This is a genomic window from Pseudomonas sp. Mn2068 (assembly GCF_049319725.1).
GTDB lineage: Bacteria > Pseudomonadota > Gammaproteobacteria > Pseudomonadales > Pseudomonadaceae > Aquipseudomonas > Aquipseudomonas gingeri.
Genome location: NZ_JBMOUG010000003.1, coordinates 539,146 through 557,081, shown reverse-complemented (window position 1 = coordinate 557,081; position 17,936 = coordinate 539,146). Strand labels below are relative to the sequence as shown.

The following is a 17,936-nucleotide window of genomic DNA, read 5'->3' as shown; positions in this document are numbered from 1 at the left end:
CCCGATGGACCGTCTCACCGCCATGGAAACCTTCGTCCACGTCGTGGAAACCGGCTCGTTCTCGGCGGCTGCCAGACGCCTGGGCATCGGTCAGCCCGCGGTATCGAAAAGTGTTGCGCAACTGGAGGCTCACCTGAATGTGCGCCTGGTATTGCGCTCCACCCGGGGCCTGACCCCCACCGAGGCGGGCCTGGCATTCTACGAACAGGCCAGGCACGCCATCGACCATGCCAACGAAGCCGAGGATGCCGCCCGCGGTGCCGGCGCGGGCCTGTCGGGCAACCTGCGCGTCAGCGCCGGCGTGACCTTTGCCCGGATGTACATCATTCCCCATCTCGGCCCTTTTCTTGAGCGACACCCGGGCCTGAATGTCGACGTCGTACTCGACGACCGCATTCTCAACCTGATGGAGGCCGGCATCGACGTGGCCCTGCGCATCGGCAACGGCAAACTGGGCGACTCCGCTCTCACCGCCCGCCGGATCGGCCAAAGCCCCAGCCGGGTGTTCGGCACTCCCGCTTATTTCGAGCGTTTCGGTGAGCCGAAAACACCCTTGGACATCCTGCGCCACCAGGCCGTGATCTATAGCCTGGGGGAAAGCACGCAATGGACCTTCACCCAGGGCGGGCGACAACAACCCATCGTCGCCCACGGGCGCCTGCGGGTCAGTTCCTCGGAAGGCATACGCGCCGGTGTCCTCGCCCATCACGGCCTGGCGATGACCGCCGAATGGATGTTCATGCCGGAGTTGGCCACGGGCGAGATCAAGGCGGTGCTGAACGACTGGCAACTGCCGCCCCGAGAGTTATGGGCGGTGACACCGACGGGAAGAATGGCCAGTGCCAAGGCGCGGGCATTTATCGCGCATATGGAGGGTGTTCTGAACGATCTGCCTTCGACAGTGCAGTCCTGAGCAGAGGGCAGTGGCTCCGATGCCGATCGGCCTGGCCGGAAAACACCCCATCCCTGTGGGAGCTGGCTGGCTAGCGAAGGCGTCTGGACGGGCGCGACAAGACCCAAGGGCCTCATCGCCGGCAAGCCAGCTCCCACAAGGTCTGTATTTCAGGCTGAACTGATCGTCATCAGGACGCCGGCCTTGTCTCATGCCTGCCCGGCGATTCGTCAATGGCTATCGTCTTGCTGGCCGCTGCCAGTCACGGGCGAAAACGAAAGCCTTTGTTGCCGGCCGCTTCGGTACTTTTCTCGAGGCATAAAAAAACGGCTTACCTTGCGGTAAGCCGTTTTTAGTACTTGGTGTACACAGACATTTGAACTGGATATTTAAGTTGCTGTTTTTATTGGTTATTTGTGAGTTCGTTTTTTCAAGGGATACACCAGGGGATACACGGCGCTGTCTGCTAGGGTGTTTCTGGCCCGTTTCACGCTGACTTAAAAAGCCGTCGAGGTTCGTTGCTCCGCCCCCGACGAACGGTATCGTCATCGTGATAGCCGCCAGTGCAAAGGTATGGTCATCACCACCACTCCTTTGGCGGATCAGTCCAAAGTGGCCGATTATCTCGTTCCTCACTTTTGAGGGGCCATCGCCACACTTTTGCGGCGATGGTGCTGGCGCCGTGTGGCAGTTCCACCACACTGACGCGTTCTTGCCATTTCCCTGCGCCAGCACCACCCCGGATCAGGGTAGTGGTCGTTCATGGGGTTACGTTTTCGCAAGCGTACGCTAAGAATTTCTGCCCTACGAACTACCTAGCTCGAGTTGTAGGCTCACGTCGCCCGGTCTCTTCCTTCGCGATAGGTGTTCCGCAACCTACGTTGCACGGCCAATGATCTAGAGCTCGCGGCGGCTTCGGATTTCTCAGGGATGGGCCTTGAGTTCTAGGGCTATGAGTTTTTGGCGATCGCAGCCCTGACCTCATTCCGGATGTTTCAATCGGACACGCCGGATTTTATATTTCTTATGGGGAAGTTAATGGTGTAGTAATCATTATATTCGTCGCTAGCACCTGTGATCTTGAGTACGATTCTGTGAAGGATGAGCTTGAGTAATTTTGTGTCTCTAATTAGGGATATGTAATCTCCATCGGCCAACTCATTACCGTGGGCCGCATCGTTCCGCCTTTGCCAAGCATTCATTTCCGCGCTACCCATGTCTAGGCTCAAATGCTCAAAAAACCGTTGTGATCTAACCTTCAAGGATATTACGTTTCCGTTATCAAGTTTCGCTCGGAACGTCCTTTCATCTTCCGGAGTGAGATCGAAATCCTTCAGGGCTTCAAGAATGATTTTTCTCAGAGCCTTATATTTGCTTTTCGGTATTATGATGTTGTTGAAGCGTTCGCCTTCGCTATCAATGTATCTCTTTTGAATTGTTTCTATTGCTGCTCCGAAATAGGCGGCCGCCATATGTACTGGTGCGGTAACAGCGTGCCAGTAAACCCAGTTTAGGGAACTAAGACTATAGCTGTTGTAGCTAGTGAAAAAGGAGTTTGCCACCTGCGCCAGCATGCCTTTATTCAGTAAGTTGCTACCAGGTGGAGCGCAGATAGGCGCAGGGGCCATCACTGGCACACTGAAAGCTTTACCACTCATTGAGTAGCCATTCACAGCTTTAAAATAGAGTAACTCTTGTCTTTCGTTGTATTGCGCATATCCCAGATACACGATAGGAAACCCAAGTGCGAATGACAAGCTATCCCTTATGCGTTTTCGGGTATCGTCGTCTGGATCACCAATATAAAGAATGTAACCTGGCTTTGTATTGTTCATTTCTGTTTCTAGTTTTGTAGCGCCCAATATTACTCGGAAACCACCAATAGTGATGTCTACGCAGTTTCTTGATCCACTATCATTTGCTGATGTCGCTGTAAGTGTTAGAAGGTCGGCGCCATCTCCGAATGATCTATTCGATATTTCCTGTGTGGAGTCTTTTATGCCGTCCGGCCATATATAGTATCCACGCTCAATATTGGCTAACCAATCAAAAGTATAAGTTGTTGATCCCTGTTGAGTAGTAGTAGTCTCAAAATGATGGAGAGAGCAAGTCTGAACGGTTTCTCGTGTACCGAGCCGATGGTTTGAGTGGGTATTTGCCTTCCTGATATCTACTCCGAAGGCACGAGCTGTTGCCCCACCAGGACTGACAAGTTCAACAGTATCTTCATTCATGCGCATGGTGCCAGGAGGGTACCCCTGCTCCATGAGGGCCGCAGAATGCTGGGCGGATCTTGCTTCCATTAGGATGCGCAGATCGTGGTCTCTCCAGACCCTCACCGAGCGCACTGGGGACAATAGCTTGCCCGGATCAGAGACACTGAACAGGTTGTTTTCTACATATGATTCCAATCGTTCCCATTCCCAGAAAAGCATCACTTCGTTCCTTGTACTTGCGATCGTGGGTAACAGCTCACTCCAACCGTAATTTCTGATGTGAGCAATTGTGTTAACAGCGCGGCCTGACATCCCATTTCGGTAGGGCGGGTGCTGGAATATTAACGAGATTCAGGTAGTTCGAGCGATTCGCCTACAAGCGCATTTCCCTGATGACTCGCCGAGGATCGACGCCCTGGGAGAGTGCTCGTCTGGCATCCTTGGTGAGCTGGTCGAGCGCTTGCTCCTCAAATGCTGCCGCCATTGCGCTGGCCTTCCTGACGATCAGCAGCGCCAGCTCCGGCGGAAACACCACCTTGTCGGCGGATAGATAATCACAGTCAATAACGGACACGGCTCTATCCTCGGTGCGCGGTTGATGCTGGCGCCGGAATGAGGCGGGGCCAGCAAATGACCTGCAGATGTTACCAGCGGAACGTGAGCAGCTACCTGGATTCCGGGGGCTGGCCAAGCTGGCAGGCCGACCGGTTTCCGCTCCAGGGTGAATGACTCGTTCACCACCTGCTCCGACCTGCTGTCAGGCCGCTGGAAGTCCCGGCAAATACTTGACGAGCATCAGGGCCAGCACACCACCTATCAGGCTGTCAGCGTCGTATTGTTTGTGCTGCGGGCAACTTGGCCGTGGTCTGTCGGCGGAAATCCGTCTAGGGCCTGTCTAGTATTGCCTGGCGCGCTAAGGATTTGTCTGGCGCGGTATTTCGCCACCCCATCCGGCCATCGTGGGCCTGGATATACATTGCACAGCAGCCTTGACCGCCACCTCTTAAATTCTTGACGAGGCTGGTGCTGGCCAAGATGCGCGAATGCCCGCAAAGCTTTGCTCTGTGTGGCTTTAAGCGATCCCGCTGCCGGTGGCTCCAGATAAATCCGTCAAGACCTGTCAAGAATTTCGTCAAGGCTGGTCAAGGATTATGGCCGCGTTTGCCGGGGTTCGATCGTGTGCTACTTGTCCCGCAAGTGACTGCCGCGGCTTGCCCCCTGTTTCTGGACGAGGTAGCTATCCGGCGGCATGCCCGATCTGCCGCCAGCCTTTGCTGAATTTGGCCCGAGGGCCGACCTGGATGAACTGCAGCCACTCCAGCCGTCCAGAGCCTGTCCAGAATCCTAGCTTGTGTCACGACTGCCCAAGGCTGCCGGCGACGGCCAGCTCAGCAATGCCCTGACGAATGAACACCAGGTTCTCATCCAGCGTTTCCAGCGCGCCGCGCACGTTATTGGCAATGTCTGCCGATCCGCGCCGTTCGACCCAGTTGGAAAGCTCCTCTACCGCGGCGCCCAGGGCGAGCTGGTTTTGATTGAGGCGGTCGAACAGGCTGGCAATTAGCTTGGTATCCGTCATGGTGGTTCTCCGTGTTTCGAGAGAGCGTAGCACCGGCGCCGCGAATGCCTGGAATCACCTTTACGTGGTTTGCGTCTGCCGGCGGCAAAGTGGCCTGGCGATGTGATACGGGATTTCCCCGCATCTAATGCGTGAGCCCCGCCCGCAGGGGCCGCTGCTGGTTCTCAGGCAGCCACGCTCACCGAATCCGTCTCATGCCTGTCTCACATTCGCCAGCGATTCGGTAAAGGTCAGGTAAAAGTAGGTGGGCCGAAAGCGCCGTATTCGTCTGGGGTCTGTCTGGGGTATCAGCGGCCGCGGTGCGCTTGTTTGACGGGCTGGCCACGCGATAAGCCTCAGACGCCCACCCGGCGTGGTTTTGGTCTGATGCCTGTCTCGCATTCCGTCAAAGTGTGGTCAAAGTAAATGCCGGCGCCAGCGTATTGCGATCTACACGGTGAGTTGAATTCAACACTCAATGCTGGCGCGGATCGTGCGCGCCGGCCAGTCGACCCCGCGGCGCGGGTTTGGTCTGGGCTTGGCCAGGTTGCCAGTGGAAACCACTGCAAAACCCTGGAAACCACAGTGGAAACCAACGCCTGGCAACCATAAATTTTGATAACTGGCTGGCGGCCTGGTTCGCACCAGGTACGCGTAAAAGGGTGCGAACCAGAAGTGCGAACCTGCTGCCCGTACGCACCCGAATGTGTACCAGCCGTGCGAACTGAGCTGCGTACTTACTGTGTGTTCATGCTGCGGCAAGTTGTTGTCGCCAGGACATGGGGCGGTGTTAACAGCGATTAAAAAATGGGACCATCCGCTCAGGATGTCGAAAGCGGCCAACCCATTCATTAAAGAGCTGAAGGCACATGACGCTAAAGAAATCATCCGCTGACGCAGACACCGTTCTCCAGCGCGAAGCGGAAAATCTCAAACAGAGATTGGAGGGGCGGCTCGAGGAGACGCTATCCGGAGACCATTCAGATTTCTCCGGTTTCCGCGAAAGACTGTCCATAACCTGGGGAAAACCGCTAGGCAGACTTAGAAGTCTCACGTTGATGTGCCAAGAAATTCTGTCTGAGCTGATAGAGGAGCAACGTAACGGACAGTTGCCATCCGACGTAAAATTTAATGTGTTGACTCGTTTATTTTCGCGTTCTGTTCAGCTATCTGGAGAAATCCATAACTCTCTTTCAGGCGGATACTCAGAAGGCGGGTTCAGCCGCTGGCGGGCTATGCATGAGACATGCGTAGTGCTCTCTCTGTTGGGTAATGCAGATAACTCGCTTTCAGAGCGTTTTAAAGATTTCCAGTCAGTTCTAGGTTTACGAGCAGCTGAGTTTTTTAATGCACACAGCAAGGTTACTGGTGAGCCGCCGATCTCAGCCGAGGTAATGACGGAGCTTCAGGAGGCATTTGATCGCGCAATTCAGAAACATGGCTCCGATTTTGACCGTGAAAACGGATGGGCAAAAGTCCTTCTTCCTGACACCAAGAAAATCACTTTCTCCATATTGGAGGAGCTTTCGGGGTATCAGTCTCTAAGGCCGCAATACAAGCTTGCGAGCCAATACGTTCACACAGGTGCGGATAGCCTGGATAACAAAATGGGGCTGTATCTCAGCCGGAAAAACATACTTCTTACTGGCCCGTCTAATGAGGGGCTGGCACAACCCCTAATGTTCTGCGGGCTCAGTTTGGTTGGGTCTCTTTCTGTTATCGCTAATGAATACCCTCAGAATCAACGCGATCTATTTCAAGCAACAGCTTGGAAATGGCTGGAAAGCCTGCATAGGGAGACGCTGGAGGCATTAGAGGGTTTGGCTGCAACGGGACCAGCCGCCCAGAACGGAGAACCCGAAGGCGATTAAACGCGCCTCAGTTCATCGCTAATTGATACCTTCCAAACCGTGGATACCAGAGTGGATACCAGCAGGACGGTGAAACAGACGATTTGGTCTGAGTGAGACCATATCGTCTGTTTCGACCAGTCAGCTAAATGGAACTTGGGCGTATGTCCGTTCCATTCTGAGTACCCGAAATCCTGAATTTTTGGGTTTCTCCTGAGCTGACTTCGGTTGCCGTTTCCTTCACGGGCTGACCGATCTGCATTGCACAGAGGCCGTTACCTTTGTCATCGCCGGCAATTCCGACGATGTGCCGACCTGGCTTGACCTTGAATTTCACAATTTCGCCGGTGTCGATGCGGGCGACCTTTTTCCCGTCGATCATCACGGTGGCCAAGCAGCCCCCTGATGCCCAAAAGCCATTGTCGCGACTCACTACCAGTATTGCCCCACCAGGAACGTCGGCTTGATAGGCGAACGTTCTATTCATAGGCACTATTGTGGCCGACCCCGACTCTACCGGCGTACTTGAGCAACCTGCGAGAAGGGCTGCGGTGACAGTCCCGAGCAAAATCCTGTGCATGATTCATCCTCTTTTCTAAGTCGCTGACTTTACACCAAGTCCGCTACATCTGATCTTCGGAATAGATTCCGGCGCTGATAACTGCGCTGCCGACGATCATCCGGCCGTAGAGCAGAGGCACCGGGTTGCCCTGGACGCTGGTGTTGACCGGGCCGTTGAAGCTGTAGCTGGCTCGGTTGTTCGGGCTGTCCTGGGTGCCAAGGCCTTTTGCTTGAGGGCTCAGCATTTGGATTACACCGCCAGCAACGAGAGCTATCCCCGGCGCCAATGTTGCGCCGTTTGTGAAGGGGGAAAGCGCGATTAGCACTACACCAACAATTGTCTGGAGCAAGCCTGCTCGCTTTGATCCTGTGATGATTGGTGATATCCGAATGACCTTTTTCCCCGTCGGCTTACCGAGGTCATTCTCGCCAATGTTGTCCTTGCCGATGAACACGGCGAACCGCAAGCCTTTGCTCTCGGCCTCCATCATGAACCGCTCAAATCCGGGGAACTGCTTGAAGTAACCCATTACATCCCTCAGCCCATTGCCGGTTGTAAATCGGTGTTTGGCTTTGCCGGTGATCTTGGCGAGTTGATCGGTCACGATGACTGTCTGCATTTTTTCGGTATAAGGCGTCATGAACTGGTGCTCCTTAGGCGATGTTGAGTTGTTTGGCCAGACCGGCACGGTTGGCCTGGCAGTCCTTGGTTAGTTGCGGGGTGATGGCCGGGTGATCTTGGTAGAAGGCGCTGGTTGCCCTGGCATTTCTGCAAGACTTGCGCAGGATCTCCGCCGAGATGGCGGCCTCCTCATGCGTGAAGAAGGGGCCATCTACACAATGCCTTTGGCCGCCGCTTGTGATGTTTGCCGTGTAGGCCGTGTGGACTGCTGCTGACGGATGTCTCTCGAGGCTTTCTCTTTTGCACGCCTCCGCGAAGCGCTCCAGGTGCGTGGGCACCTGGTCCGTTGTGTTGTTGTTTTGGTCTGTCATGTTTTCCTCTATGCGCCGCTGGCGCTGGCGCTGGCCTTGGGCTTGTGCCCGATGGTGTTGCTCTGTGCCGCGCCACGTTTTCGGGATTCGCAAAACGTGGCGCGGAAATTGGTCAGTTGCCGACGATGCTCAGGGCTGGCGGCAGCTTTGGGCCGAACGGCGCACCAGGGGCGAATGGGTCGGGTAGTTGATCTTCTGGGCATTCCCTGATGAACCGGATCATGGCGGCGTGGCAGGCTTGATACAGCGGGCCACCAGCGCCCCATTCGTCGCTCTTGTGGTCGGCGCTGTCCTCCAGTTGGGATAGGTAGGCCACTCCGCGAAGGCTGGTGTCACCGTCTGCGCTGGCCCGATGGCGATGTACTGGGTTGACGCTGAGCAGGTCGCACATCCGGTCGAAGCCCAACGCCTGCGCCAGCCCCTCACGGTCGAACATCAGTGATTGGCCAAACCCAGCAAGTGCGCTCCACGCTCCACTGCGGACAGCCTCTTGGTGTTCCTGGGCTCGCTCCTCCAATTCAGCAATGGCTTGCCGGGTGAAGGGGAGGAATGCTTTCAATTTGCCCGCCTGCCGGCGTAGGGCTCGCCGTTCACTGCGGATAACGTCGAGCTGGTCAGCAATGGCGCGACAGATTCGCCGGGTGGTGATGAGCTGCGTGGTGGCGCTGACGCCAGGCTTCAAAGCGATGTTGCACAAGCGGGTGATGAGGATGGGCGTCATTGGTGCGCCTCCATAGGTGTGGTGTCGTAGCTGGTGCGCAGTTGGGCGCCAGCCGTGCAATGGCGCCCGGTGGGCGCGTAGCAGCTCCGACAAACCATGATGTGGTTGAGATACTGGTCACGGGCCTGTCGCCATTCGGGCGTGGCAGTGGCGGCGCTTGCGTGTGGGCTTGTGATGAGTCGGGGAGTGCGCTCGACTGGGTTGGCCAGCACCATGCGCGGGCGAGGTTCATGGCGACTCCGCAAAATTGCGGAGTCGGTACCGGCAATGGCTGGGGGCATGTGATCGAGCAGGCCGGAAAGGAGACTCATGGCGTCACCTCGGCCTGATTGCTCCATTGCCCATATGTGTCTCTAGAAAAAAATAGGGGGAACGGGGGAACAGTGGGAAGAGCCAATGTTTCCGGGGCTTTCAGAGGGGGTTTCTGTTCCCCACGTTTTTTTGTGGGGAACGGTGATAACCAAATTCTGGAAAACGCAGACATGCTTATATTCAAAAACATGTTTGTGTTCCCCCTGTTCCCCATACATTCAATAAGGGGGAACGGCCACAGCCCACGGTTTTACTGGCTGTTCCCCCGTTCCCCCTGTTCCCCACGTTTATAGGTTCCTGTGAACTCGGGCATTCGTACTTGGTGGATTTGGTGGTCATGCGCCGGCCCCTTCGCTGTCCATGGCTTCTGGGTCGATCACGTACAGCCGCGCCGATCCGCCGGCGGGGATGCGGTACTTTTTGGTTTTGCGGCTATCGCGGTCGGTGTCGCGTTTGGCCAGGGCCTCGCCAACCTCCAGTGCCTTGACCACGCGGGTGAGGCCGAACCCATGGGCGGCCTCGATCAGCGCGGACTTGTTGAACAGATAGAGCCGCTTGCCGGCCACCAGCTCCCAGTATCCGGCGCGGTTGAATACCTTGGCGTCCACCTCCGCTGCGTCGACATCGGAGAATCGGCTGCTGCCGTGCTTGTCGATAAAATCGATGATGCCGGCCAGGATCTGGCGGTCTTCTGCGTTGCCCCCGCCGACACGGGAGAGCCATTCCCCGTAGAGCAAGCGGCAGTCGGAGAGGGCGGTGCCCGGCTCCCATGGCAACAGGCCGTAGGCGATGGCCATCTCGCCCGCCAGCGCGATCACGGCGAACCGGTCAGCCACGCGGCCGGCCTGGGCGTTGTCCTCGACGAATTGGGCGCGGATGCCGTCAAAGTCACTGAGCAGCCCGGGCTTATCGTCGGCGGCGACCAGGTGCTCCACAAACGCTGGTCCAAGGTGGCCGTGGTGGGCGCCGACCGCTACGGTGAGCTGCCGGTGAAAGTCCGCTCCCTCAAGCCCGTGCAATTCGTCGAAGGCCCGGTGTGTGCGGGTACCGGCGTTCACGTCGACCATGCGCAACTCGGCGCCAGCGTGGGCGGCATTGCCGGATATGGCCGCGTGTTCAGAGAGCGAGCGCTCGCCGCTGGAGAGTGTCAGCAGGCGCCAGCTCAATTTGGCGCGGCCTTCGCGCTCGCGGGTCATGGTGCCTTTGCCCTGGCCGTTGGCGAGGGAGTAGGCCATTTCCTGTACGCGCTTGGGGTCGGCGCGCTTGATCTCATCCAAGGGCAGGATGGTGTCATTGCGGCTCGACGCTTCGATCTCCAGGCCGCCCTTGGTCATGTCCCAACTTGCGGCGAACACGCCCGGGTCGCCCCATACCGACGATCCGATCAGTTGCGCCAGCGACTTACCGCTCGAGCTATCGCCCACCAGGTGAACACCGCCACCTAGCACGCCGACCAAACTCAGCAGTGGGCCAGCCAGCGAGCAGCCGATCGCGAGTGTCAGCACCGGGTTGCCCGCGCACTTGGCGGCTACCTCCGACTGCCACAGCGCCAGCTCGCCGCGCCGGCTGAAAAGTACCTGAGCTTTGTTACTGGCCTGGTACCGCACATTGGCGCTGCCAATGGTCCGCCCAGGCAGCACGAACGCGCCCGACTCATGCCAACCCGGCCGGCTGGTGGTGGCAAACACTTCTGCAGGATGCTGGTCGAGCAGGTACTCCATGAACGTGCCGCGCTTCTTGAGGGCAATGATTACGCCCATCCCGAACAACGCTCGCCGGGCGTCCTCGCCGCTGCCGCCGAACACCTCCATGGCCATGATCCATTCTTTGATGCCGCCCTCAGTGATCAGGCGCAGCAACCGACCTTCGCTGCCATCGTCGCTGTTGGTGGTGCGGGCGACGACGGTGACGGGGCTGGAGATCCACTCATCAGTGATAGGCCGGTCGCCGGTATCGCCTTCGTCATCGTCTTGGTCAGCGGCGGCGCGCTTGAAACTGTGCCAGTAGACGCCTGGACGCAGCTTGCGGCCCTTCTCATTGATCACCCAATGCTCATATACCGCCCAGCAGGGGCGATCTGGCGCAATAGTCGCGGCGTCCGGCCGAAGGTTGATGACGTTAGTGTCAGGCTTGGACATGGGCGAGTTTCCAGTTGGCGAGGTCGTTGAAGTCGGTGAGGTCATCGGGCGCGCCCTCTGGCCACTCGGGGAATGCCACTTGACCACCCACGGCTGCCGCCGCGGCGTTTGCCGCTGCGCGCCCCGGGTTGCCATCGGTGAGCCGGTCGTCGTCGCCGGCGATGACGATTGGTTGGCCCGGGTATCGAGCGCGAAGGGCCATCGCCGCCGGGATCAAGTTGCCCGCGTTCATGGCCGCGGCAACAACGTAGCCGCCGTGCTGGTGGAGGCTGGCGGCCGTCGCCCACCCTTCGCAGATGCAAAGCACAGAACCTGGCTCGATGATGCCCAGCGGCGAATAGGTGCCCTTGATCCGGCCGCCGAACAGGAAGCGCTTGTCGCCGTCCGGCCCGATCCTTTGCAGGTTGACCAAGCGCCCATCCAGGTACAGCGGGATCAGCAGGTCAGCGCCACGCTGGCGCAGGCCGTAGGAGCGAACCGCCTTGCCTACCAGATACGGGTGGTCGGGTGAGGCGCGGCGCGCATTGCGCCACCAGTGGTTGGCCTTCTCGGCGGCCTGCTGCTGGCGCTGGTGTTGCTCGGCTTCGCGCTGGCGCCGTGCTAGATCAACCCGCTCGCGGATTTGTGCGGCTTCGCGGGCGTCCACTGGCTCGCGACTACACCAGGTGCTGGCGCCACCGGCTTTCCAACTGCCGAAAGCGCCGGACGCGATGCCGTCCAGGTACAGCACATACCAGCCGTTGAGCGAGCCTGGCTTGTCCTCCGGCACACGGAATCGGTGGATTGCGCCGTCGGGCTCTGGCAGCCAGTCGAGAGGGCCATAGACGGCCTGGAGCGCATCACGGAATAGGATCGTTGCGTCAGTCATGCGGCCCCCTTCGGCGGGGTAAACCGCTTGGCCAAGCTCTCCAGTTTCTGAGTCAGGCGCTCCAGCTCATCACAATGGCGGCCTTGGTCGCCTTCCGAGATACGCAGCTCCAGGAAGCCGACCAGGGTTTCCACCAGCAGCACATAGCTGGCGCTGTCGATATGAGCGCCAGCAGCGGGTGGGCCGCCACTGCCCTTGCGTTTGATTGGGGTCACGTTACCCATGGCCGACCTCCCGGCGATCAGCGCCAGCAAAGGCCTGGCAAACTTGACCGTTGTTCAAACCGTGCCAGTGGGTGATGTCGTCGATTGAGTCAACCAGACAGGCCGTCACCTGGGCGCCAGCACTACGCATAACGACGCGCCCGCACTCCGCGTCGGCCTCGGTCAAGAACGGTCCCAGCAATGCCTTGGGCACCTTCGGGTGCGTGACGTAAAACAGCTCGGTGGCTTTTTTCAGGCAAGCCGATCCCGTCGACGCAGTTGCGCCATTTTGAATTTTCATGCTTAACCTCTTAGGTCAGGTCGCTAGATCGAGTCTGAACATGACGGCATTGCCGCCTTGGAATCGGGTGGTGGTCATTTACGATCTACCGGCCGGCGTGGATCTGGCCCGGCCAACTCATCAGCCAGATCGCCGCGGGCAATTCGGAATGCTTGCTCCATGTCTTCGACCGAACGCACACCTTGATAGGTGAGTTGACCGACAGCCGCCTTGGCTGGACCAGGAAAGCGTGTATTGAGTAGCTCCATTCCGTTCACCGCCTCCTCCTCGGATTCAAAAGGGGCGATCATTCGCGAGTACAGCAGGCCGTTCTTCTCAACGGCGGGCGTGTAGACGAACCAATAGGCTTGGCGTACGTCGTGGGCGTGGTTATCGGTCGACATTGAATATCTCCCGGTGGTTGATCGGTTTGGCGTCTTCGATCTCTTGATCAGTTTTCCAGTGGTTCGACATAAAGCCGTGCGAATGCAGATGGATCTCGGCCATCAGATCGCGCATGCGGATATTGATCGGTCGGCTGCTACCGCCGAGGGAGGGTGCGATCGCCTGGGTGTAGATCGTCCGGAGCTCGTCGAACAATTCACGAGCGATACGCATGCCTCGCTGTTCGCTTGGGGTAAGAGCGGAGGTGCTGATCACCACGCCGGTGCGGGGCGAGTCGCCGTTGGTTAGGGTTTTCATGCCGAACCCCCCCGAGATTCATCCTCGATGTCTTCGAGGTCTTTATCCTCAACCCAGGCAACGCCATTGCGTTTTGCGCGCAAACCATTCACCGCGGCAATAGCGATGCGATCCACGAAGCCGATCTCAAGGCACGTAAAGCGGCCACACATTGCGCCCAATGCTGACTTGATGGCCCAAAGCGCCTCATGCTCGTCGTGCGCGGCAAGCTCGACGATCTCGTCGTTGAAGAAAGCCATTCCCTTTTCCCAGTCGGCAGCCACGCCGGGGTTGCCCAAGGGCCAGTTGATGAGTCGGCCCACATCGTCGCGCCTGGTGAAGCTGAGGTCGTCGCGGGTTTTGATTGACGTTTTCACTGGTCACCCCCAGCAGCCTGGAAGTCAGGGAGAGGCGCCCAGCGGTGAATTAGCGTGTGGCACAGAGCTTCATATTCGCCAAACTTGTAAAAACCCTGCTGACCATCAACTTCCTTGTAGGTAGCAACGAAGTAGCCCTCACACGGGTTGTACAAGACGCAGTCCTGGTAAGAGGCTGGCGTCACTGCCGGGTTGTCCGCGAAGGTGAAAAAGGTCATGGGTGAACCGAGACCAATTGCCTCGCAACTATTCAATGCGTGAGTAATCGCCTCGTGATCGCAATCGGCAGTGTTGGCGCCATCAGCGGCCAGGTTCCACGCAATATCCACCAGGTTGCGGATGTGCTGGCTCGTGCCCTTGTCTGCAAGTGCGGCATACAGCAGGGATTCAAGCTTACCCAGGACGACCTGTGCGCTGCCTAGATCTTCAAGTGCGTCGTGGGCGATCTGATGGATGGTGCGGGCGGGAGTATTCATTCAGCACCCCCGGCAGACTCCAGGGTACGAGCCATGACCATGTGGGCGTTGTAGCGTGTGAGACGAACGGAAAGTGATGAGTTTGCGCGGAGGGCGCTCAGGGCCATGCGGCGGTGAGCAAATGCGCGAATCGCGAACGGATTTAGGGTGTGTTTCATGGATGTAGCTCCCGAATCATGGGAACCACCACGGCCTGCCGCCAAGCAGAGAAGGGTGGCGAGTTGCACAGGATTGGCGGACCGGTGATTCAGGAACCCGGCGCACCCGAGGGTGCTCCTGCGCAACCCGCCATAAAACGAGAATGCGGGCACAAAAAAAGCGCCTGCAATCGTAATGGGGGCGCTGTTGCGCCTGAAATCATTCGACCCGCCAAGGTCGTTGTCAGCAATGTGACGGGGAGAACCATACCGGCGGGCGTGATTGCTTGCAACCAAAGTTATCGACCGTTCATCGCCGATCATGAGTACGACATTCATGCTGCCACCGGGCGATGAGGGGCATTTGTCCCTTTGAGCATAGCCAGCACGCTCTTGGCGCGCTTGTATTCGGTGGGCGGCAAGCTGTAGCGAGTCACAAGGCAAGGCAGCCCCCAGTGGTTCGGCACTCGCTCGGACTTGCGGGCGAACTTCAGGCCGTAACCGTGGGTCAAGCTGCTGATTGTGCTGTGTAGGCAGTGATCGCCCAAGCGCTCGGCCTCGAAGCGATTGAGGCTGCGGTCCTGGAGCAGATACGCCAGGACGCGGCTGATCTTCGTCGGCGCTTTCCCTGTGCTGGTGGTACTATCGGCGTGAGTTTTTTCTGGGCTGGCCTTTATGGGTTGGCCTTTTTTTTGGTCGGTCATTTATGCCGCCTCCCCTCGCAAGGCGATGCGCTGGCGTACCCAGGCATGGACCTCGGCCAGCACAAAGCCAACTGGCGAACCACGCGATTTGCTGTTGCTCAGCGGCACAGGGCGGGGGAAGGTCGGGTCGTCTTTGAGGCGCTTGTAGACGGTGGGGCGAGCGAGGCCGGTGATGGCTTCGAGATCCGGCATACGGATTAGGGTGATCGCCGGGTCGAAGTTCTGCGCGGCGGCTGGGGATGGCTGGTGGGGCGTGTGGACCGTTTGCATGATGCGATTCCCGTAATAGCTGGAGATGACGGGAGACAGATTCGCAATTCGCTGGCGCTTTGGGCACGACAAAGCGCCATCATTTCAGCCTGTGTTCTCGCGCGGGAAGGTGAAGCTTTTATTCGCTTTTAGTGTCGCCAGAACATAGTCGTAATCCAGCCCTCTTTTGTCGGAGATACGCTTGGCGGCAATTTCTCGATGAGCATCAACTTCGCTCTTTGCGAGCCGTTCAATAGTTCTCATCTCCAGAGGTCTATCCACGAAAGACAGCCCCATTAAGTGGAATACGGATTTCTTGTGGAAGGATCGAAACATATCTTGATTGACCCTCAGCAGGTCGGTGGCGAAAAGCCGCGTTGGAAGGTCCACGTCATTCCTTCGACTTGCTGGAGAAGCAATGTCTCCGTGGTGTTCGAGCGCTTCCAGCACCGATTTTGTCCTAAGGCTATAAGCGAGACTTGTCCTAAGGCTGTCCGGTAACCACTCTGTGTTGAGCACTTCATCAAATTCGGCAATCAGGTCTTTTAGGCGGCGTATGGTCGAAGGCCCTTCGATTACGGTGCGATGACCGACCCCGCTTATGTATCTGTAACAAGCTCCAGCGAGCCGCGATATGTATTTCAGATAATGGTTTGGAATGCGGGCTATGGTCGTAGAGAGGTAGCGCGAGGACGCGTCTTTGTCATCCCGCAATCTAGGCACCCATCGCTCCAATTCACGCTGTATAGGACCGTCCCAGTGATCGTCCCCAACCGTGATGTACCCGAGCGACTTAAAGGCCATGGCAAAAGCAGGTTCGGCCTCGATCCAATCACGCGTTGCTTTGCAGTCATCGCCGAGGGCTTCGTCATGCTTTTCCTTGAGCAGCTTTGCGCAAGTCGTGGCGACCGCCGGGACATCCTCGTCGCGATAACCGTAGAAAGCCAGCGCATCCAGCTCGAAGGAGATCGCCTTCGAACCGAGGTCTTCGTACCGATCTGCTACAAGGGACAGTTTGTAAAATTGGTCCGCAGTTGGAATTCCTGCCACTTAAATGCCCTCCGGCATTACTCATTAGATTGGCCAGCCTGGTGGATGAGTGTCCGCTTTTCGCCCCGTCGGGCTAGGCTGGCCAAAACGCTGATACCGCTATGATACTGGTTATCTGAACAGTAAATGCCTTAAATCTATATCTGTCTACGCCTGCTAGGGATGCAATCAGGCACGCTTGCCGAAGTCGCCTTGGATAACAACGCCACCGGCGAGGCCATCAAGGTAGTTCGCATACCATTGCATCATCGTTTTACGCTGCGGCAGGTATTGGGCTTTGTTGTAGACGCCGGCAACGCCAGGCTTTTTGTGTGATAACTGGGCCTCGATGTGATTCTCTTCGAACCCGTTCTCGTTGAGCACTGTCGACGCGATATGCCGGAATCCGTGACCGGTTTGTCGGCCCTCATATCCCATACGGCGCAGCGCCATCAGAAACACGGTGTCACTGCGTGGTTTGGTGTGGTCGCTGCGGCCCGGGAACAGAAGGGGATAGCTGCCGGTGTACTGGCGCAGCTCCTCCAGCGCCTCGATCGCCTGAGACGAAAGCGGCACCAGGTGCTCAAGTCCCTTTTTGCGGCCTTTGCGCTCGACTGGGATCGTCCAGACCTTCTTGGCGAAATCGAACTCCGACCACTGCGCCTCGCGCAGCTCGCTGGGGCGCACGGCGAACAGGCTCAGCAGGCGCAGGCCGAGGCGCACATCGTGGGCGTGCGGATAGGCAGCGATGGCGCGGATCAGGCCGGGAAGCTCATCGGGTGAGACGTGGGCGTAGTTCTCGGCCTTGCCTGACTGGAGGTATTTTTGCAGCCCCTCAAGCGGGTTATGGGTCGCCCGGCCAGTTACCCGGGCCAGGTCGTAGGCGTCTCTGCAGTACGAGCGCACCCGGCTCATTTGCTCAAGGATTCCCTGCTGCTCCATGCCGCGCAAAAACTCCATCCACTCAAGCGGTGTGATGTCAGCGTAGGGGCGCTTGCCGAACACCGGGAAGACGTGACGTTCCAGGGCGCCGATGATTCGCTTGGCGGTGCCCGCGTCCCAGTTGGTGAGGCGAGAGGCGTACCACTCTCGCGCCAGTGGCTCGAATGTCTCGCCGGCGACATCCCTTTCTGCTTTCTTGCGGGCTTGCTTGGTAACGATCGGGTTTTTGCCGTCGGCGGCGTCGGTGCGCAATTCGCCCGCTTTCTGCCTGGCGACTGATCCGCTCACCTCGGGGTAACCGCCAAGCCCAAGCCATGACCATTTGCCGTCGGGCTTCTTGTAACGAAGCTGCCAGGACTTTTGGCCATCAGGCTTCACGCGGAAATAAAGGCCGCTCCCGTCCAGCTCGCGATACTCGTTGGCATCAGGCTCCAGGCCGGCCAATGCGGTATCGGAAAGGGGGCGGCGTTTTATCTCGGATCGCTTCATTTGGGCTTGTATCCCCTCGGTTCAATTATTTGTCGAGGATACACAGGGGGATACACGGAGGGAAGGTATAGGGGGATACAAGGAGAGATAGCCAGAAACAAGAAAGCCCGCACTAGGCGGGCTTCTTGAGGTTGTTTAGAGACTCATGGAGACATCTGTAAACAGGTACTTGGTGGCTACACAGGGACTTGAACCCCGGACCCCAGCATTATGAATGCTATGCTCTAACCAACTGAGCTATGTAGCCAAGTGGCGCGCAT

The 17,936-nt window shown here is 57.9% G+C and carries 22 protein-coding genes and 1 tRNA gene; 2 read left to right on the top strand and 21 right to left on the bottom strand.

What is annotated here, in order from left to right:
• The first annotated feature begins 4 nt into the window (after positions 1-4).
• Complete coding sequence (locus tag ACL9RJ_RS10520) at positions 5-913, top strand: LysR family transcriptional regulator (protein WP_177119246.1); 909 nt, start codon at positions 5-7, stop codon at positions 911-913.
• A 974-nt stretch (positions 914-1,887) separates the two neighbouring features.
• Here ACL9RJ_RS10520 and ACL9RJ_RS10515 read toward each other — a convergent pair.
• The 3 genes from ACL9RJ_RS10515 to ACL9RJ_RS10505 form a co-directional block, all read right to left on the bottom strand.
• Positions 1,888-3,327 (bottom strand): hypothetical protein, encoded by a 1,440-nt coding sequence (locus tag ACL9RJ_RS10515; protein ID WP_422765215.1) that lies wholly within the window; start codon positions 3,325-3,327, stop codon positions 1,888-1,890.
• Between the two features lie 154 nt (positions 3,328-3,481).
• Positions 3,482-3,682 (bottom strand): hypothetical protein, encoded by a 201-nt coding sequence (locus ACL9RJ_RS10510; RefSeq protein ID WP_177038082.1) that lies wholly within the window; start codon positions 3,680-3,682, stop codon positions 3,482-3,484.
• A 780-nt stretch (positions 3,683-4,462) separates the two neighbouring features.
• Positions 4,463-4,687: a hypothetical protein gene (locus ACL9RJ_RS10505; RefSeq protein ID WP_422765214.1), complete on the bottom strand. Its 225-nt coding sequence runs from the start codon at positions 4,685-4,687 to the stop codon at positions 4,463-4,465.
• Between the two features lie 848 nt (positions 4,688-5,535).
• Here ACL9RJ_RS10505 and ACL9RJ_RS10500 point away from each other — a divergent pair.
• A complete protein-coding gene (locus ACL9RJ_RS10500) occupies positions 5,536-6,537 on the top strand; it encodes a DUF5677 domain-containing protein (protein ID WP_422765213.1) in 1,002 nt (333 codons plus the stop codon).
• A gap of 124 nt (positions 6,538-6,661) precedes the next feature.
• On the opposite strand, the gene ACL9RJ_RS10495 is transcribed toward ACL9RJ_RS10500, so the two are convergent.
• The 18 genes from ACL9RJ_RS10495 to ACL9RJ_RS10410 all read right to left on the bottom strand — a co-directional run bounded on the left by ACL9RJ_RS10495 (position 6,662) and on the right by ACL9RJ_RS10410 (position 17,923).
• Complete coding sequence (locus ACL9RJ_RS10495) at positions 6,662-6,910, bottom strand: hypothetical protein (RefSeq protein WP_422765212.1); 249 nt, start codon at positions 6,908-6,910, stop codon at positions 6,662-6,664.
• A gap of 229 nt (positions 6,911-7,139) precedes the next feature.
• Positions 7,140-7,718 (bottom strand): tail assembly protein, encoded by a 579-nt coding sequence (locus ACL9RJ_RS10490; RefSeq protein ID WP_422765211.1) that lies wholly within the window; start codon positions 7,716-7,718, stop codon positions 7,140-7,142.
• 13 nt (positions 7,719-7,731) lie between these two features.
• Positions 7,732-8,070: a hypothetical protein gene (locus tag ACL9RJ_RS10485; protein WP_422765210.1), complete on the bottom strand. Its 339-nt coding sequence runs from the start codon at positions 8,068-8,070 to the stop codon at positions 7,732-7,734.
• A 112-nt stretch (positions 8,071-8,182) separates the two neighbouring features.
• The gene (locus ACL9RJ_RS10480; protein WP_422765209.1) at positions 8,183-8,791 is read right to left on the bottom strand and encodes a hypothetical protein; all 609 of its coding nucleotides are present in this window, start codon (positions 8,789-8,791) and stop codon (positions 8,183-8,185) included.
• A 647-nt stretch (positions 8,792-9,438) separates the two neighbouring features.
• Entirely contained in the window at positions 9,439-11,241 is a 1,803-nt protein-coding gene (locus tag ACL9RJ_RS10475) for a DUF927 domain-containing protein (RefSeq protein ID WP_422765208.1), read from the bottom strand.
• Positions 11,228-12,109, bottom strand: a complete 882-nt coding sequence (locus tag ACL9RJ_RS10470; RefSeq protein ID WP_422765207.1) for a toprim domain-containing protein — start codon at positions 12,107-12,109, stop codon at positions 11,228-11,230. The genes ACL9RJ_RS10475 and ACL9RJ_RS10470 overlap by 14 nt, the downstream gene beginning before the upstream one ends.
• Positions 12,106-12,333 carry a hypothetical protein gene (locus ACL9RJ_RS10465; RefSeq protein ID WP_090292727.1) on the bottom strand — a complete coding sequence of 76 codons (228 nt, stop codon included), beginning with the start codon at positions 12,331-12,333 and terminating at the stop codon, positions 12,106-12,108. The genes ACL9RJ_RS10470 and ACL9RJ_RS10465 overlap by 4 nt, the downstream gene beginning before the upstream one ends.
• Positions 12,326-12,613 (bottom strand): hypothetical protein, encoded by a 288-nt coding sequence (locus ACL9RJ_RS10460; RefSeq protein WP_422765206.1) that lies wholly within the window; start codon positions 12,611-12,613, stop codon positions 12,326-12,328. Before ACL9RJ_RS10460 ends, ACL9RJ_RS10465 begins: the two co-directional genes overlap by 8 nt.
• A 74-nt stretch (positions 12,614-12,687) precedes the next feature.
• Positions 12,688-12,996: a hypothetical protein gene (locus ACL9RJ_RS10455; protein ID WP_422765205.1), complete on the bottom strand. Its 309-nt coding sequence runs from the start codon at positions 12,994-12,996 to the stop codon at positions 12,688-12,690.
• Positions 12,983-13,294: a hypothetical protein gene (locus tag ACL9RJ_RS10450; protein ID WP_422765204.1), complete on the bottom strand. Its 312-nt coding sequence runs from the start codon at positions 13,292-13,294 to the stop codon at positions 12,983-12,985. The genes ACL9RJ_RS10455 and ACL9RJ_RS10450 overlap by 14 nt, the downstream gene beginning before the upstream one ends.
• On the bottom strand, positions 13,291-13,650 hold the full coding sequence (locus tag ACL9RJ_RS10445; RefSeq protein ID WP_422765203.1) for a hypothetical protein: 360 nt from the start codon (positions 13,648-13,650) through the stop codon (positions 13,291-13,293). Before ACL9RJ_RS10445 ends, ACL9RJ_RS10450 begins: the two co-directional genes overlap by 4 nt.
• A complete protein-coding gene (locus ACL9RJ_RS10440) occupies positions 13,647-14,126 on the bottom strand; it encodes a hypothetical protein (protein WP_422765202.1) in 480 nt (159 codons plus the stop codon). Before ACL9RJ_RS10440 ends, ACL9RJ_RS10445 begins: the two co-directional genes overlap by 4 nt.
• Positions 14,123-14,602, bottom strand: coding sequence for a hypothetical protein (locus ACL9RJ_RS10435; protein WP_422765201.1), 480 nt, complete (start codon positions 14,600-14,602; stop codon positions 14,123-14,125). Before ACL9RJ_RS10435 ends, ACL9RJ_RS10440 begins: the two co-directional genes overlap by 4 nt.
• Complete coding sequence (locus ACL9RJ_RS10430; protein ID WP_422765200.1) at positions 14,599-14,967, bottom strand: hypothetical protein; 369 nt, start codon at positions 14,965-14,967, stop codon at positions 14,599-14,601. The genes ACL9RJ_RS10435 and ACL9RJ_RS10430 overlap by 4 nt, the downstream gene beginning before the upstream one ends.
• Complete coding sequence (locus ACL9RJ_RS10425) at positions 14,968-15,237, bottom strand: helix-turn-helix transcriptional regulator (protein ID WP_422765199.1); 270 nt, start codon at positions 15,235-15,237, stop codon at positions 14,968-14,970. It lies immediately after the preceding gene.
• Between the two features lie 84 nt (positions 15,238-15,321).
• The gene (locus ACL9RJ_RS10420) at positions 15,322-16,266 is read right to left on the bottom strand and encodes a hypothetical protein (protein WP_422765198.1); all 945 of its coding nucleotides are present in this window, start codon (positions 16,264-16,266) and stop codon (positions 15,322-15,324) included.
• 168 nt (positions 16,267-16,434) lie between these two features.
• The gene (locus ACL9RJ_RS10415) at positions 16,435-17,676 is read right to left on the bottom strand and encodes a tyrosine-type recombinase/integrase (RefSeq protein ID WP_422765197.1); all 1,242 of its coding nucleotides are present in this window, start codon (positions 17,674-17,676) and stop codon (positions 16,435-16,437) included.
• 170 nt (positions 17,677-17,846) lie between these two features.
• Positions 17,847-17,923 (bottom strand) — tRNA-Met (locus tag ACL9RJ_RS10410).
• Positions 17,924-17,936 lie beyond the last annotated feature (13 nt).